The organism is Pseudomonas sp. 7P_10.2_Bac1 (genome assembly GCF_025465935.1).
Lineage (GTDB): Bacteria > Pseudomonadota > Gammaproteobacteria > Pseudomonadales > Pseudomonadaceae > Aquipseudomonas.
On sequence record NZ_JANLNV010000039.1, the window covers coordinates 25,778 to 40,746 of the forward strand.

Consider the following 14,969-nt stretch of genomic DNA (forward strand, 5'->3'; position numbering starts at 1 on the left):
GGCACGCTAAGGTCGGATGCTTTCAAAACACAATCAGACCTCAGGGAAGTCGTGCAATGTCGCAGGTTGTAATCGTACAAGCTAGTTATACAGACCCGGTTCACGCTCAGGCACTGCGAGATGTGTTGAATCACTACGCCCAAGACCCGATGGGTGGCGGCGAGGCATTGTCCGAGCAAGTGCTGCAGGCGTTGCCAGGCGAATTGGCCAAGCGAGCGCATGCATTCAGCGTGTTGGCTTTCGTGGATGGCCAGGCTGCCGGGCTGATTAACTGTTTTGAAGGGTTCTCGACGTTTGCCGGTAAACCGCTGGTCAATGTGCACGATGTTTCGGTTATCGATACTTACCGCGGCTTAGGGCTGAGCCAGAAAATGCTGGATAAGGTCGAGGCCATTGCTCGCGAACGCGGTTGCTGCAAGATCACCCTCGAAGTTCTGGAAGGCAACCCGGTGGCGCAGGGCTCGTATCGCAAGTTTGGTTTTAGCGATGGGCAACTGGACCCGGATCACGGGCGCATGCTGTTCTGGAATAAAACGCTGTAGCAGCCCGCGTTAACGGCGGTGCTGACACACAAAAAGGGGCACTGAGTGCGCCCCTTTGTGTGTCTGCTAATTGATCGCGGCGGGTATCGGTGCCGGTTTGGGTTTGATCAAGCTGAAGTCGATCAAAGCTTTTTGCGGACGTGAATACGGATCTCCGATCAACTGCGGACGCACCACAAACTCGTCACTCACCAGGCTTTTCTTGTCATCCAGTTCGTTGGCATTTAACCCGGCCAGGTCCGCCCAGGTATGGATGAACTGCGAGCTGCTATAGGGGCGATCCAGATCGCTGGCGAAGTTCCATGCGTGGTCCTCACGCCATTTGGGGGAGGCCCAGGCCAGAAACGGAATGGTGTACATCGGCGCCGTGGGCTTTGCTTCGTTGCGCCCCAGTGTGGCGCGGCCCACTGAGTCGAACACGTCTTCACCATGATCGGACAAGTACAACAGAAAACCGTTAGGGTCGGTTTTCGCGAAGTCCTTGATCAGGCTCGACACCACAAAATCGTTGTACAGCACGGCATTGTCATAGCTGTTGTAGGTCGGCACCTGGTCATCGCTCAATCCAGCCGGAGCGCCGCTGCGGTCGGTGAACTTGTCGAACGTTGGCGGGTAACGGTACTGATAACTCATGTGCGTGCCCAGCAGGTGGATAACGATCAGTTTGCGAGGTGCGCTGTCGGCGAGAATCTTATTGAAGGGTTCAAGGACGTCGCCGTCATATTGGCGGGCGTTCTGGTTGCGATTGTTGTTGAGGTAAACCTGCTGGTCAGCCTGCTCGGAGAAGGTGGTGAGCATGGTGTTGCGCTTGGTCATGGTCTGCTGGTTGGTGATCCAGAAGGTCTTGTAACCCGCTTGTTTCATCACGCTGACCAGTGAAGGAGTGGTGAGATACAGGTCGGGGTTTTCTTCGTCGGCAAACGTCAGTACTTGTTGCAGTGCCTCGATGGTGTAGGGGCGCGGCGTGACGACGTTGTCGAAGATCGCCAGTTGATCACGCATTTTGTCCAGGTTAGGTGTGGTTTCTCGTGGGTAGCCATACAGGCTCATGCGCTGGCGGTTGGTGGATTCACCGATGACCAGTACAAGCGTTGTGGGTTGGCCCGCTTCATCGTCCGTGAGGTTGGTCAGCGGCGCGATTTTGCTGGTGCTGGCGAGCATGCCTTGCATGCTGTCCAGTTGTTGCAAATAGCGTCGATACGCTACAACCATCTGCCACGGCACCGCCGGTTCAATCCGGCTCTCGAAGCTTTCCAGCGCTGAGGCGAAGGTGTCGTGGCGCAGGGTTTGCTTGATCAACGGGTAGCCCACCACTGCCAGCAAGATTGCCATGGCCGCTGCCCAGGCTTGGGCGCGGGGCAAGTAGACCGGGCGCAGGCGAGTCCAGAGAAAGACTGCGAAAGCGCTATGGGCCAGAAAGGCCACTAGCATCCACCAGGCGAAGTATTGCGTCAGGTACTCGCCGGCTTCAGAGGTGTTCGATTCGAACATGATGAAAATGACGCTTTGCGAAAACTCTTGCTGGTAGATAAAGAAATACCCAAGGCTGGCCATGGAGCAGGCCCATAGCACGACGCCGATCACTGCCGCCATGAACCGTGTGCGGGCCGGGAATAGCAGCATCGGTGCCAGCCAGATGGCGCTCAGTACGAACGCTTGGCGAAATCCTGAAAAACCGGAGGTGCCCGTCAGTTGTACCAGCAGTTGAGTGATACCGGAAAAGTACCAGAAGAATAGAAACAACCAGCCCAAACCTGCCCAGTCAAACCCGTTCGCAGAGTCATTACTGCGTTTAAACAACCCCATGCCGCACTCCAGCACATACCAACTTGAAGGTTGATGCCGTCATAGCCGGCCCAACTCGCGAGGGCCGCTTGTAAATAAAGCCGCCACAAAGTGATTAATTGTCACGAAAGTGATGTGAAAACTTTGTCCGCGGAGCTGAGGCGTTGAATGCAGCAGGTTTGCCGGGGCGGGGTGGATATTCACAGATTCTGTGGAGGTCACTGAAATTGCTCCAGCGACAGGTGGCTTTTGGCTCGATAAAGGGTTTTTAGGGGCAGATTGCGTTTCATCCGTCTGCTGAGCGTATTCAATGGGGAATCTGCCACGCCGCTTGTGCGAAACTATGCGCCATGCGATAGGACTAATCCTTAGCCGAGCACCTTAAGCCTTGCTGAACTAAGGTGCTGTACACCTATTTATTTTGCCGTTGGGAGCAACAGTACATGCAGTTGGGAATTATTGGATTGGGCCGTATGGGCGGTAACATCGCACGGCGTCTGATGCTCAATGGGCATACCACCGTGGTTTTTGACCGCAATACCGATTTCGTCAGTGCTCTGGAGCAGGACGGCGCCACAGGCGTTGCTGACCTGCCCGCGCTGGTGGCTGGCCTGGCCAAGCCCCGTGCGGTATGGGTCATGCTGCCGTCTGGCGCGCCAACCGAGGACACGATCGATACCCTGAGCCAACTGCTCGACGCCGATGACATCATCATCGATGGCGGTAACACCTTCTATAAAGACGATATTCGACGTTCCAAAGCGTTGGCTGAAAAAGGCATTCGTTATGTCGACGTCGGCACTTCGGGCGGCGTCTGGGGCCTGGAGCGCGGTTACTGCATGATGATCGGCGGTGACACGCAAGTGGTTCAACACCTGGACCCGCTGTTCGCGGCGCTGGCTCCGGGCCTGGGGAATATTCCGCGCACCAAGGACCGCGTGTCTGAAGACGATCGTGCCGAGCGCGGATATATCCACGCGGGGCCGGCGGGCGCAGGCCACTTCGTCAAAATGGTGCACAACGGTATCGAGTACGGCTTGATGCAGGCGTATGCCGAAGGCTTCAACCTGATGAAGATGAAAGGCGGCGAGAATCTGCCTGAAGATCAGCGTTTTGACCTGAACCTGGCTGATATCGCAGAAGTGTGGCGCCGTGGCAGCGTCGTGTCGTCCTGGTTGCTGGACCTGACCGCCGATGCCCTGGCTGTAGATGCACCTCTGGATGGTTACTCCGGCGCCGTGGCAGACAGCGGTGAAGGCCGCTGGACCATTGAAGCCGCCATGGAGCAATCGACCCCGGTGCCTGTGTTGTCCAATGCCTTGTTTGCCCGTTACAGCTCACGCCAACAAAGCCTGTATGGCGACAAATTGTTGTCCGCCATGCGCTTTGGATTCGGTGGCCACGTGGAGACGCCTAAGAAATGACCGAACTGTCCAGCAAATCCAACGTTAAACCTGCGCCTCCTACCACGCTGTTTCTATTTGGGGCCCACGGTGATCTGGTAAAGCGCTTGTTGATGCCAGCGCTTTACAACTTGACTCGAGACGGTTTGCTGGACGCTGGCTTGCGCATTGTGGGCGTTGACCACAATGCGATCAGCGATGAAGGCTTTGCTAAAAAACTGGAAGACTTCATTCGCACAGAAGCCGCCAGCAAGGTCAGGCATCCTGATGGCCAAGGCTTGAATGCCGATTTGTGGAACCGCCTGGCGAAGAACATCAGCTATGTGCAGGGCGACTTTCTCGACGACAGTACCTATGAGGCGCTGGAAGAGAAGATTTGCGCCAGTGGTACTGGCAATGCGGTGTTCTATCTGGCGACTGCCCCGCGCTTTTTCAGCGATGTGGTGCAGCGACTGGGCGCCAGCGGGCTGCTCAAAGAAACCCCGGAGGCGTTTCGCCGGGTCGTGATTGAAAAACCTTTTGGCTCGGATGTCGACACCGCACAGGCGCTGAACGCTTGCCTGTTAAGTGTCATGAGCGAGAAGCAGATTTATCGGATTGACCATTACCTGGGCAAGGAAACGGTCCAGAACATTTTGGTCAGCCGTTTTTCCAACGGGCTGTTCGAGGCCTTCTGGAATAACCATTACATAGACCATGTGCAGATCACGGCCGCTGAAACGGTCGGGGTCGAGACCCGTGGCAGTTTTTATGAAAACACCGGCGCCTTGCGCGACATGTTGCCCAATCACCTGTTTCAGTTGCTGGCGATGGTGGCGATGGAGCCGCCTGCGGCGTTTGGAGCAGACGCGGTGCGCGGCGAAAAAGCCAAAGTAATTGGTGCGATTCGCCCGTGGTCGCTAGAAGATGCACGCAAGAACTCGGTCCGTGGTCAATACACCGCGGGCGAGTCGGCTGGTAAACCTGTGCCGGGCTATCGCGAAGAAAACAACGTGGCTGCTGACAGCACGACGGAAACGTTTGTTGCGCTCAAGGTGATGATCGACAACTGGCGCTGGGTCGGTGTGCCGTTTTATCTGCGTACCGGCAAGCGCATGAGTGCGCGTGACACTGAAATCGCGATCTGTTTTAAACCCGCACCCTATGCGCAATTTCGCGACACCGAAGTGGAGCGCTTGAAGCCCAACTATTTGCGTATCCGGATCCAGCCCAACGAAGGCATGTGGTTTGACTTGCAGGCCAAGCGCCCAGGGCCGGGTTTGAATATGTCCAATATCGAGTTGGGTTTTGCCTATAAGGATTTTTTCGAAGTCCAGCCGTCGACTGGTTACGAGACATTGATTTATGACTGCCTGACGGGCGATCAAACCTTGTTTCAGCGAGCCGATAACATCGAAAACGGCTGGCGGGGTGTGCAGCCTTTTCTGGATGCGTGGCGTGAACAGACTGACGTGCATCCCTACAAAGCCGGTGAGGACGGGCCGCAGGCGGCCAAGGACTTATTGGCTCGCGATGGCCGCGTATGGCTGAACATAGAATGAGTACAGTGATGCACGAGCCGATTCAATTGGTGCTGTGTGACATGGACGGCACGTTACTCAGCCCTGATCACACCATCAGCCCGCGGACGCTGGCTGCGGTCAAGGCGCTGCAGGCGGCGGGTGTTTACTTCTCGTTGGCCACTGGACGCCCGCCCAGAGGCATGCGCGATCAGGTCAAACAGCTGGGCATCGAGTTGCCAACAGCGGCCTTTAACGGCGGGATACTGGTGAACGCTGACGGCAGTTATTTGCAATCGTATCCAGTGCCGTGTGAGGCGGTCAAAGCGACGCTGGCGCTTCTGGACCAACATGACGTTGAAGTCTGGGTGTTCGCTGATGACCAATGGCTGTTGCGCGACCCCAATGGGCCGATGGTGGCTCAAGAGCACAATGCCTTGGGGTTCGCTCCACGGGTGGTGACGGATTTCGATGCGTATGTGCAACGCGTCGACAAGATTGTGGCTGCCAGTCGCAATGCACAGTTGCTGGTCGAGCTTGAACAGCAGTTGCACGGTGTCTTGGGCGATCAGGCGCTGGCTAGTCGCTCACAGGCTTTTTATCTGGATATAACGGCCCCGCGTGCAAACAAGGGTGATGCCTTGGTGAGCCTGGCCGCTCTCTTGGAGGTGCCGCTGGGTAACACGATGGCGATCGGGGATGGTGGCAATGACCCCGCGATGTTCAAGCGCGCCGGTCTGTCTGTTGCCATGGGCCAGGCAGGTGCCGAGATCCGTGACCAAGCCACGTACGTGACTGGCACGAATCGGGAAGACGGGGCTGCGCTGGCACTTGAGCGGTTTGTCCTGAAGGCTGAATAGCCCTTTCGATACGCTACTTTGTCCGGTTTTTGGCGCAAACACGGTCTTTTTGGGCGAGCAGGGCTTGTTATAGTCGGCCGCTCATTGACTGGCGACAACGCCCTACAAAGGATTCAGGTTATGTCCGACTACCAGGCTTTCAAGGTTGAGCTAAACGACAACATCGCCCATGTGATGATCAACCGACCTGAGAAGGTCAATGCGATGAACGCGGCATTCTGGACTGAGATCATCGATATTTTTCAGTGGATCGATGAAACCGATGCCGTGCGTGCTGTGGTGATCAGTGGTGCCGGCAAGCACTTTTCGGCTGGTATTGACCTGATGCTGCTAGCTTCGGTGGCCAATGAACTGGGCAAGGACGTCGGACGTAACGCTCGCCTGCTACGGCGTAAAATCCTGCAAATGCAGGACTCGTTCAACGCCGTCGATCAATGCCGCAAACCCGTGCTGGCAGCGATTCAAGGGTATTGCCTGGGGGGCGCGATTGATTTGATTGCCGCCTGCGACATGCGCTATGCGGCTGAGGATGCACAGTTTTCGATCAAGGAAATCGACATGGGCATGGCCGCCGATGTCGGCACTTTGCAACGTTTGCCGCGCATTATAGGTGATGGCATGCTTCGAGAGCTGGCCTACACCGGGCGCATGGTCGACGCGCAGGAGGCGCGCAGCATTGGCTTGGTCAATCGGGTCTACAGTGATCATGAGCGTTTGCTGGAAGGCGTAATGGCCATTGCCCGGGACATCGCCAGTAAATCGCCGATCGCCGTGGCGGGGACCAAACACATGATCACTTATATGCGCGATCATCGGGTGGATGATGGCCTTGAATATGTTGCCACTTGGAACGCGGCCATGTTGCAATCCTTGGACTTGCGTTTGGCTATGGCCGCGCATATGAGCAAACAAAAGCCTGAATTTCAGGATTGACGCGATCGCCGCGTCGCACCTCAACTTGACCTGGGATGTTGTGATGACTTCGCGTTGGACTACGGCAGTACTGGACACCGATCTTGCTGGCGGCTTGGCCGTGGTGCGTGGCCCAGAGGGTTTTTTGCTCGACGACAATGGTCCGCTGTTCCCGCGTGAATGGCTCAAGCACCAGCAACTGCCGGTGTTGGCTGAACACGGTATCGGCCACCTGGACGGGGAGCCCGTGTATCTGTTCGAGTTGCAGGGCGCCGCCCAGGTTGAGGGCTGCCACTGGCAAGGGCTGCGTGCGTTTATGCTGCAAGGCGATCACACGCTGTACAAGGTGTTGGGTTACGCCGCGCAAATTGGCACCTGGGCCCGCGAGCATCGTTTCTGCGGCAGTTGTGGTCAGGCCATGACTCAAGTACCCCTCGAGCGCGCCATGTACTGCTCGACGTGTGACTTGCGCAGTTATCCGCGTATTTCGCCGAGCATGATTGTGCTGATTACCCGCGGCGATGAGATCTTGCTGGCCCGTTCGCCCCGTTTTGTACCAGGTGTTTACAGCACCCTGGCAGGTTTTGCCGAGCCCGGTGAGTCGGCCGAAGACTGCTTGATTCGTGAGGTTTACGAAGAAGTGCAGGTCGAGGTCAAGGATATTCAGTATGTCGGCAGCCAGTGCTGGCCATTCCCGCATTCAATGATGCTGGGCTTTCATGCGCAGTATGCGGGGGGAGATATCGTGCCGCAGGCCGATGAGATTGAAGATGCCCAGTGGTTCAGCATCCATGCGTTGCCGCCGTTACCGGCGTCGCGTTCGATTGCGCGTTATCTCATCGACCTGTATGTGGCGCGGCGTTTAGGCCATGCCGAACCAGTGTTGCCAGGCTAGGCGCACGGTCAGCCCCAGGACTACGGTGATAAACACCGGGCGAATGAATTTGGCCCCGCCGCTGATGGCGCTGCGGGCGCCAAAGAACGCGCCGACCATGACGGCAAAGCCCATGGTCAGGCCGATGATCCAGTCCACATGCCCCGAAAAGACAAAGATCGACAGCGCCGCGATGTTGCTGACGAAGTTCATGCTACGGGCGACGCCGCTGGCCTTCACCAGGTCGATGGGGTAGAGCAGCATGCTGCTGACAGTCCAGAACGCGCCGGTTCCAGGCCCCGCGACGCCATCATAAAAACCCAGGCCAAAACCCTGCGGCAGTTGCCATTTCTTTTTGATCGGCGCGTCGTTGTCGATCGGGGTTTTAGGTGTGCCGCCGAACAAAAGGTACAGTCCGCACGCAAAAACAATTACCGGGAGCATTTTGTTGAGCCATTCGGCGGGCATGTAGTGCGCGGCAACAGCGCCGATCAGAGCGCCTGTCAGGGTGCCGAAAATCGCCAGTTTCCACTCACGCGGATGGAACAGTTTGCGTCGATAAAAGGTAAAGCTGGCAGTGGCCGAGCCGAACGTCGAACTGAGCTTGTTGGTGCCCAGTACCAAGTGCGGTGGCAGGCCCGCGGTCAGCAGGGCAGGGGTGGTGAGCAGGCCACCACCACCGGCAATCGCGTCGATAAAACCGGCGATGAATGCAACGGCGGCCAGAATGGCAAGGGTGGTCAAATCTACGCTGAGGCTGAGATCAAAAGGCATGAGGTCGACTTAATTCGGCGGGACGTATGCGCTATGCGCTGAAGAAGCACGCATCTTACCCATTACAGGCTGTAGCGGCGACTGCCCTTTTAGCGTTAGCTACCGTTACGTGACAACCTCATTAAGTTCGAACCCAGCAGCAGCCGTCACAAGGCCGCTGCTGCTTTTGCTAGAGGGACTGTTGCAAGTAGGGCGAGGGGGCGGGTGAGTCTGCCCGGCGGGTATTGACGGACAGGGCGCCGAGTTTGATCAGGCGGGTGCGTGTCACATTGCGGCTCAGGCCGAGCAGTTTGGCCGTATGCACTTGGTTGTGGTGGCAAAATTCGTAGGCTGCACGCAGCAGGCTATCTTCAACCGTTTCGTGCAGGGCGCCGGGCTCCTCTTCAAAAAGCCTTCTAAACGCCCGCTGCAGCAAGTCTTGAGTGTTGTCTTGCGCGTGGGGGGGCGACGGTAGGGGCGCTTCCTGGCGCCTTACGCGTGAGGGCGACAGTCGTAGGTCTTGCACGGTGATGGTCTGGTTGCGACACAGCAACAGACTGTGGTGCATGACGTTTTCCAGCTCGCGGATATTGCCTTGCCATGGATGTTGAGTGAGTGCTTCTTCAGCACACGGGCTGAGTGTCGTTGGGCCGTGTTGCAGGCGTTGGCGATAGGTCTGCAGGAAATGCCTGGCCAGTGGCAGGATATCCCCGGGACGTTCGCGTAATGGACGCAGCACTAGGCTCACGACATTGAGGCGGTAATAGAGGTCTTCGCGAAAGTGCCCCGCTTCGATCGCTTGCTCCAGGTTGACGTTGGTGGCGGCCAGTACTCGAACATTGATTGGCGTGCTTTTACGCGAGCCGAGTCTGACAACTTCCTGCTCCTGCAACACACGCAGCAGTTTCACTTGGATGGGCAACGGCAGGTCGCCGATTTCATCGAGAAATAATGTCCCGCCGTCGGCCTCTTCAAACCAGCCGGCCTTGGCTGCCAATGCGCCGGTGAAAGCGCCTTTTTCATGGCCGAACAGTTCGGCTTCTACCAGCGACTCGGCAAACGCTCCGCAGTTAACGGCTACGAAGGGTTGCTGATGACGGTGGCTGAGTTGGTGAATATGCCGGGCAACCAACTCTTTGCCGGTGCCGGTTTCGCCGATGATCAATACGCTGGCGTCGCTTGGAGCTATTTGTTGCAGGTGCGTCAGTAACTCCTTGGATACCGGATCTTCAAACACTTGAGCCGTGGCCCTGATGGAAGTCGCGAGTGCCGGAGTGGACGGTAAGGTTAAAAGCTGCAATGGACAGCTCCTTTTATCGGAGGGCTCTGCCCACAAAAGGAAAGCCGAAGGCGACTTTATAAGGGGATTTGTTTATTCCGTAAACTAACGTAATTCCATATTTATATATCCTTATGGCATATAAGACTTGTACAAGACTCCACTTTTGGCGCTTTATAAGGCTATGGATTTACGTTGAGCTGAGTTTAGGAAGGCTCCTACGCCTTTTCTTGTCTCAGACGCTTGGTTAGACCTGTTCTATCGGTTATTTCTAAACACCGCGCTTTTCACGCGGTTTCATTTTTCTGCTATCAAGCATTGCCTGATTCCGGAACGCGCTCAGTGGGTTTGCACAATGAACAAACGACCTCTTTATTTCGATTACGCCGCCACCACGCCTGTGGACGATCGTGTCATTCAGGTGATGGTCGATTGTCTGGGTTTTGAAGGGAATTTCGGCAATCCGGCGTCTGGTTCACATGTTTTCGGCCGTGACGCGCGGCAGGCGGTAGAGCTCGCTCGTGAGCAGGTTGCGCAGTTGGTTAACGCAAGACCGCAACAAATTATCTGGACATCAGGTGCTACCGAGTCCAATAACCTGGCATTGAAAGGCGTTGCCCAAGCCAGCCCCGAATCACGCGGGCACATCATTACCAGCCAGATCGAACACAAGGCGGTATTGGATACTGCGCGATTCCTGGAGGCGTCAGGCTTCGAGGTGACCTATCTGGCGCCAGACAGCGACGGGCTCGTCAGCGCAGAAAAAGTGAGCGCTGCCTTGCGTACGGACACTCTGCTGGTATCGCTGATGCTGGTGAATAATGAGCTGGGGACCGTGAATGACATTCCTGGTATCGGTCGTCTGGTTCGCGAACATGGTGCGTTGTTTCATGTCGATGCGGCGCAAGGCGCTGGCAAGATCGCCATTGACCTGCAGGAGTGGGCGGTGGATTTGATGTCTTTCTCGGGGCACAAAATTTATGGGCCTAAAGGGATTGGTGCCTTGTATGTGGGTGCACGTGCGCTAGATCGTTTACAGGCACAGATTCATGGAGGTGGTCATGAGTCCGGGCTGCGATCTGGCACTCTGGCGACTCATCAGATCGCCGGTATGGGCGCGGCATTTGCCTTGGCTCACGAAGCCTTTGCTCAAGAGCTGGCACATATTCAGGGGCTTCGTGAGCGCCTGCTCGAACAATTGGCTGATGTACCGGGGGTGCAGTGTAATGGTTGTCCGACACAACGAATTCCTCATACCTTGAGCCTGACGTTCAGTGAAGGACAGCTCAATAGCTCGGCACTGAATGCAGTGCTGGCATACTCGGCGACCTCCGCGTGCAATTCTGCCAGCAAAGCACCCTCTCATGTGTTGCTTGCCGTCGGGCTTGATGCGCAAAAGGCGGCTCAAACCATCCGCTTGAGCTTTGGGCGTTTTACTCGCGAGCAGGATATCGATGCAGCAGCCAACGCCATCAAGGTTGCCGTTGCAGCGCCTGCACCATTTTGGGCAGTTGCCCCGTCTTGATGACTGCTCCATTATCCGCGACGTAGTTAAATCAATCGTGGCCAGCAGGAGAGAGGATGAGTATTCAGTCGTTGAATCAGGAATCTGTGGTGCAGCGTTTGGCGCGAACTCGCGCCTTGATGAAACAGAACGGCATCCATGCGCTGTTGGTTCCGTCGGCCGATCCACACCTCTCCGAGTATTTGCCTGCCTATTGGCAGGGGCGTCAATGGCTGTCGGGCTTTTACGGTTCGGTGGGCACGTTGATCGTGACCCCGACCTTTGCCGGGTTATGGGCTGATAGCCGTTATTGGGAGCAAGCGGTTAAAGAGCTTGCCGGCAGTACGATCGAATTGGTCAAGTTGCAACCTGGCCAGCCTGGGCCTCTGGACTGGTTGGCGGAACAAGCGCCTGAAGGGGCGACGGTCTCTGTGGATGGTGCCGTTCTGGCCTTGGCTTCAGCACGTACCCTGGAGAGCAAGCTCAAAGAACGTGGCGCTATCTTGCGTACGGATATCGATTTATTGAATCTGGTTTGGGCAGACCGCCCGGCGCTTCCAAATCAGCCGATTTATGAGCACTTGCCCCCTCAAGCCACCGTGAGTCGTACAGACAAACTGGCAAAGCTGCGCGAAACACTCAAGCAGCGCAATGCCGACGCACACTTTATCGCCACGTTGGATGACATTGCCTGGTTATTCAACTTGCGTGGGTCTGATGTCTCTTTTAACCCGGTATTTGTTTCTTTTGCGCTCGTTGAGCCAACCCGCGCCACCTTGTTTATTGACTTGGACAAGGTGGCTATTGACCTGCAGGAAACGCTGGAACGTGATGGCCTGACATTACGTGATTACTCCGAAATCCATGCAGCCCTGGCTGCTTTGCCAGCCACGACTCGACTTCTGGTTGACCCGGCACGTGTAACCTGTGGTTTGCTCAACAGCGTGAACCGTGAGGTGAAGTTGGTGGAGGGGCTGAATCCCACCACGCTCGCCAAGTCTCAGAAGAGCCTTGATGATGCGGTGCATATCCGTCAGGCAATGGAGCAGGATGGCGCAGCACTCTGTGAATTCTTTGCCTGGCTTGAAGCGGCCCAGGGGCGTGAGCGCATCACGGAACTGACCATTGATGAACAGTTGAGCGCTGCGCGTGCACGCCGCCCAGGCTTTGTATCACTCAGCTTCAATACCATCGCAGCTTTCAATGCCAATGGTGCAATGCCGCATTACCATGCGACACCGCAAGAGCATGCGGTGATCGAAGGGGATGGCTTGTTGCTTATCGATTCGGGTGGTCAGTACTTGGGCGGTACGACTGACATTACGCGTATGGTGCCTGTCGGTACTCCGACCAGCGAGCAAAAGCGCGACTGCACTCGGGTGCTTAAAGGCGTGATTGCGTTGTCGCGTGCACGGTTCCCCAAAGGGATCCTGTCGCCCTTGCTGGACTCGATTGCTCGAGCGCCGATCTGGGCTGATAACGTTGATTACGGGCACGGGACAGGCCATGGCGTTGGCTATTTCCTGAATGTGCACGAGGGGCCGCAAGTTATTGCCTATCAGGCCGGCGTAGCGCCCCATACCGCGATGCAGCCGGGAATGATTACATCAATTGAACCCGGTACATACCGTCCAGGTCGTTGGGGCGTGCGCATTGAGAATCTGGTGTTAAATCGTGAGGCTGGTACGTCGGATTTTGGTTCGTTTCTGGCATTCGAAACTCTGACGTTGTGCCCGATTGATACGCGTTGCCTGGAGCCTTCACTGCTGACGCATGAAGAACGCGAATGGCTTGATGACTATCACGCGCAAGTCCGTGAGCGTTTGAGCCCGTTACTGCAAGGTGATGCCTTGGAGTGGTTACAGGTTCGTACGGCAGCGCTTTCTTAAAGCGCGAGGGCACTCTGTCACGTGCTCGACTGATTTGGTGACGTGACAGAAGCCTGGGGGGTTACCTGCAGAGGACAATCATGCTGCGACTGGTATAGCCGGCAGGGTTCAATCCGAAGGGGTAATCTCCAGGTTCTTCTGTTGCATCGCCCGATTTGGCAACAACTCGGTATCCCTTGTCACTGCAAGACTTTGCTGCTTCGGCGTAGCACTTGTCCCAGGATGATGACAATCCAGAGCAATTGATATGCAAGCCACGTTTGCCACGTTTGACAGCGGTTTCGGAGGTTGCAGCGCAGCCGGATATTATGAGCACGGCCATAACAACCAAAAATCGTTTCATTCCTGTCCTTAAAGCGTTTGCGTCAGATGTGCGTGATGCTAAGAGCGGTTGGTTATTCATTCAGTGGCTTAGGAGGATGTCCGTCTCCGCAATCGCCACAATTGAATTATTCTGCGTACAAACATCTCCTAAATGAGAGTCAATTACCAGAACTGTGTCAAATGTATGATTAATTCTCAGTGGTTGCTGGGGTTGAATGGCCGCGCATTGTCAGAGTTGCACCTACAGAGGCCATGATAATGCAGGCAATAGCTATCCATTGTGTGACAGACAGGACTTCATGCAAAAAAAGCAGTCCCGAAAGCGCACCAAAGGCAGGCTCAATACTCATGAGGGTCCCAAATGTCCGGGTAGGCATTCGGGTAAGAGCAACCATCTCTAATGTATAGGGAAGGGCGGTGGACAATACCGCAACACCCAATGCGATCGGAATCAGGGCTGGCGTTAATAACGCACTGCCAGCGTGAACAATGCCGACAGGGGCGATAAACAGGGCTGCAATGATCACACCCAAGGCCGCCGTTTGAACGCCGTTATCAGCACCTGCTTTTTGTCCGAATAGAATATAAAGCGCCCAACAGACGCCTGCGCCCAGCGCATAGCAAGTGCCTACCAGATCAATGCCTTGCGTGTTGTCGCCAAGAGGGATAAGCAATAAAAGGCCGGTGATTGCCAGGCCAATCCATACGAAGTCGATTGCTTTGCGTGAAGAGAAAATAGCAACGGCCAAAGGGCCTGTGAATTCGAGCGCAACCGCAATTCCCAGTGGCACGCTGCGCAACGACATATAGAAGAGCAGGTTCATACCACCCAGCGCTATGCCATAGACAATAACAGTCTTGAGGGATTTGGCTGTGAACTTGGCTCTCCAGGGGCGCAATATAAGCAGCATGATGATACTGGCAAATATCAAACGCAGCGTTGTAGTCCCTTGGGCGCCAACAATTGGGAACATGCTTTTCGCGAGCGAGGCCCCTGATTGGATGGAGGCCATGGCGATCAGGAGTAAGCCAACAGGTAATAGCGTCGATACGAGGCTACGGGAGGACTTTGTCATTGCGGAGTATACCTGGGCGTTAAGTGTCTTGAGGACAGGCATCATGCTCAAGTGGCGCGCCGTGTGCAATATAGTGCGCAATTTGCTTTGAGTGCTTTGCGCTTGTATTAGCACTTGACTCGTTACGCCAGCAGCCTATAATGCGCCCACTTCCGGCGCAGTCGAAACGGAAAAACTCTTTTAGTATCAATGAGTTGGATGATTTTCGATGAGCTAGCTTCAAATCATCGAAGCAGGAAATAAGGTGTTGACAGCAGCGTGTAACGCTG

The 14,969-nt window shown here is 55.7% G+C and carries 13 protein-coding genes; 8 read left to right on the plus strand and 5 right to left on the minus strand.

Features of this window, described 5'->3' with window-relative positions; all coding sequences use genetic code 11:
• The first annotated feature begins 56 nt into the window (after window positions 1-56).
• Complete coding sequence (locus NTD86_RS07210; protein ID WP_262201478.1) at window positions 57-542, plus strand: GNAT family N-acetyltransferase; 486 nt, start codon at window positions 57-59, stop codon at window positions 540-542.
• A gap of 66 nt (window positions 543-608) precedes the next feature.
• Here the strand turns inward: NTD86_RS07210 and NTD86_RS07215 are convergent, their stop codons facing one another.
• The gene (locus tag NTD86_RS07215) at window positions 609-2,348 is read right to left on the minus strand and encodes a phosphoethanolamine transferase CptA (RefSeq protein ID WP_262201479.1); all 1,740 of its coding nucleotides are present in this window, start codon (window positions 2,346-2,348) and stop codon (window positions 609-611) included.
• Window positions 2,349-2,770: 422 nt separating this feature from the next.
• On the opposite strand from NTD86_RS07215, the gene gnd reads away from it, so the two are divergent.
• The 5 genes from gnd to nudC all read left to right on the plus strand — a co-directional run bounded on the left by gnd (window position 2,771) and on the right by nudC (window position 7,896).
• The gene (gene gnd, locus NTD86_RS07220; protein ID WP_262201480.1) at window positions 2,771-3,751 is read left to right on the plus strand and encodes a phosphogluconate dehydrogenase (NAD(+)-dependent, decarboxylating); all 981 of its coding nucleotides are present in this window, start codon (window positions 2,771-2,773) and stop codon (window positions 3,749-3,751) included.
• Window positions 3,748-5,271, plus strand: a complete 1,524-nt coding sequence (gene zwf, locus NTD86_RS07225) for a glucose-6-phosphate dehydrogenase (RefSeq protein ID WP_262201481.1) — start codon at window positions 3,748-3,750, stop codon at window positions 5,269-5,271. Before gnd ends, zwf begins: the two co-directional genes overlap by 4 nt.
• Entirely contained in the window at window positions 5,268-6,089 is an 822-nt protein-coding gene (locus NTD86_RS07230) for a Cof-type HAD-IIB family hydrolase (protein ID WP_410016960.1), read from the plus strand. The genes zwf and NTD86_RS07230 overlap by 4 nt, the downstream gene beginning before the upstream one ends.
• 120 nt (window positions 6,090-6,209) lie before the next feature.
• On the plus strand, window positions 6,210-7,022 hold the full coding sequence (locus NTD86_RS07235) for a crotonase/enoyl-CoA hydratase family protein (RefSeq protein WP_262201484.1): 813 nt from the start codon (window positions 6,210-6,212) through the stop codon (window positions 7,020-7,022).
• Between the two features lie 43 nt (window positions 7,023-7,065).
• Entirely contained in the window at window positions 7,066-7,896 is an 831-nt protein-coding gene (gene nudC, locus NTD86_RS07240) for an NAD(+) diphosphatase (protein WP_262201485.1), read from the plus strand.
• On the opposite strand, the gene NTD86_RS07245 is transcribed toward nudC, so the two are convergent.
• Window positions 7,864-8,649 carry a TSUP family transporter gene (locus tag NTD86_RS07245; RefSeq protein WP_262201486.1) on the minus strand — a complete coding sequence of 262 codons (786 nt, stop codon included), beginning with the start codon at window positions 8,647-8,649 and terminating at the stop codon, window positions 7,864-7,866. The genes nudC and NTD86_RS07245 overlap by 33 nt on opposite strands.
• A 169-nt stretch (window positions 8,650-8,818) precedes the next feature.
• Window positions 8,819-9,928 carry a sigma-54 interaction domain-containing protein gene (locus NTD86_RS07250; protein WP_262201487.1) on the minus strand — a complete coding sequence of 370 codons (1,110 nt, stop codon included), beginning with the start codon at window positions 9,926-9,928 and terminating at the stop codon, window positions 8,819-8,821.
• 334 nt (window positions 9,929-10,262) lie between these two features.
• Between NTD86_RS07250 and NTD86_RS07255 the strand changes: the two genes are divergently transcribed.
• Both NTD86_RS07255 and NTD86_RS07260 read left to right on the plus strand, forming a co-directional pair.
• Window positions 10,263-11,432: a cysteine desulfurase family protein gene (locus NTD86_RS07255; RefSeq protein ID WP_262201488.1), complete on the plus strand. Its 1,170-nt coding sequence runs from the start codon at window positions 10,263-10,265 to the stop codon at window positions 11,430-11,432.
• Between the two features lie 56 nt (window positions 11,433-11,488).
• Entirely contained in the window at window positions 11,489-13,300 is a 1,812-nt protein-coding gene (locus NTD86_RS07260; protein WP_262201489.1) for an aminopeptidase P family protein, read from the plus strand.
• A gap of 61 nt (window positions 13,301-13,361) precedes the next feature.
• Here NTD86_RS07260 and NTD86_RS07265 read toward each other — a convergent pair whose 3' ends face one another.
• Both NTD86_RS07265 and rhtA read right to left on the minus strand, forming a co-directional pair.
• A complete protein-coding gene (locus NTD86_RS07265) occupies window positions 13,362-13,643 on the minus strand; it encodes a hypothetical protein (RefSeq protein WP_262201490.1) in 282 nt (93 codons plus the stop codon).
• A gap of 169 nt (window positions 13,644-13,812) precedes the next feature.
• Window positions 13,813-14,700, minus strand: a complete 888-nt coding sequence (gene rhtA / locus NTD86_RS07270) for a threonine/homoserine exporter RhtA (protein ID WP_262201491.1) — start codon at window positions 14,698-14,700, stop codon at window positions 13,813-13,815.
• Between the last annotated feature and the right edge of the window lie 269 nt (window positions 14,701-14,969).

Bases quoted from the DNA above. Each gene is read 5' to 3' on its own strand.
- NTD86_RS07210 (WP_262201478.1), top strand. From the start codon at position 57: ATGTCGCAGGTTGTAATCGTACAAGCTAGTTATACAGACCCGGTTCAC.
- NTD86_RS07215 (WP_262201479.1), bottom strand. From the start codon at position 2,348: ATGGGGTTGTTTAAACGCAGTAATGACTCTGCGAACGGGTTTGACTGG.
- gnd (WP_262201480.1), top strand. From the start codon at position 2,771: ATGCAGTTGGGAATTATTGGATTGGGCCGTATGGGCGGTAACATCGCA.
- zwf (WP_262201481.1), top strand. From the start codon at position 3,748: ATGACCGAACTGTCCAGCAAATCCAACGTTAAACCTGCGCCTCCTACC.
- NTD86_RS07230 (WP_410016960.1), top strand. From the start codon at position 5,268: ATGAGTACAGTGATGCACGAGCCGATTCAATTGGTGCTGTGTGACATG.
- NTD86_RS07235 (WP_262201484.1), top strand. From the start codon at position 6,210: ATGTCCGACTACCAGGCTTTCAAGGTTGAGCTAAACGACAACATCGCC.
- nudC (WP_262201485.1), top strand. From the start codon at position 7,066: ATGACTTCGCGTTGGACTACGGCAGTACTGGACACCGATCTTGCTGGC.
- NTD86_RS07245 (WP_262201486.1), bottom strand. From the start codon at position 8,649: ATGCCTTTTGATCTCAGCCTCAGCGTAGATTTGACCACCCTTGCCATT.
- NTD86_RS07255 (WP_262201488.1), top strand. From the start codon at position 10,263: ATGAACAAACGACCTCTTTATTTCGATTACGCCGCCACCACGCCTGTG.
- NTD86_RS07260 (WP_262201489.1), top strand. From the start codon at position 11,489: ATGAGTATTCAGTCGTTGAATCAGGAATCTGTGGTGCAGCGTTTGGCG.
- NTD86_RS07265 (WP_262201490.1), bottom strand. From the start codon at position 13,643: ATGAAACGATTTTTGGTTGTTATGGCCGTGCTCATAATATCCGGCTGC.
- rhtA (WP_262201491.1), bottom strand. From the start codon at position 14,700: ATGACAAAGTCCTCCCGTAGCCTCGTATCGACGCTATTACCTGTTGGC.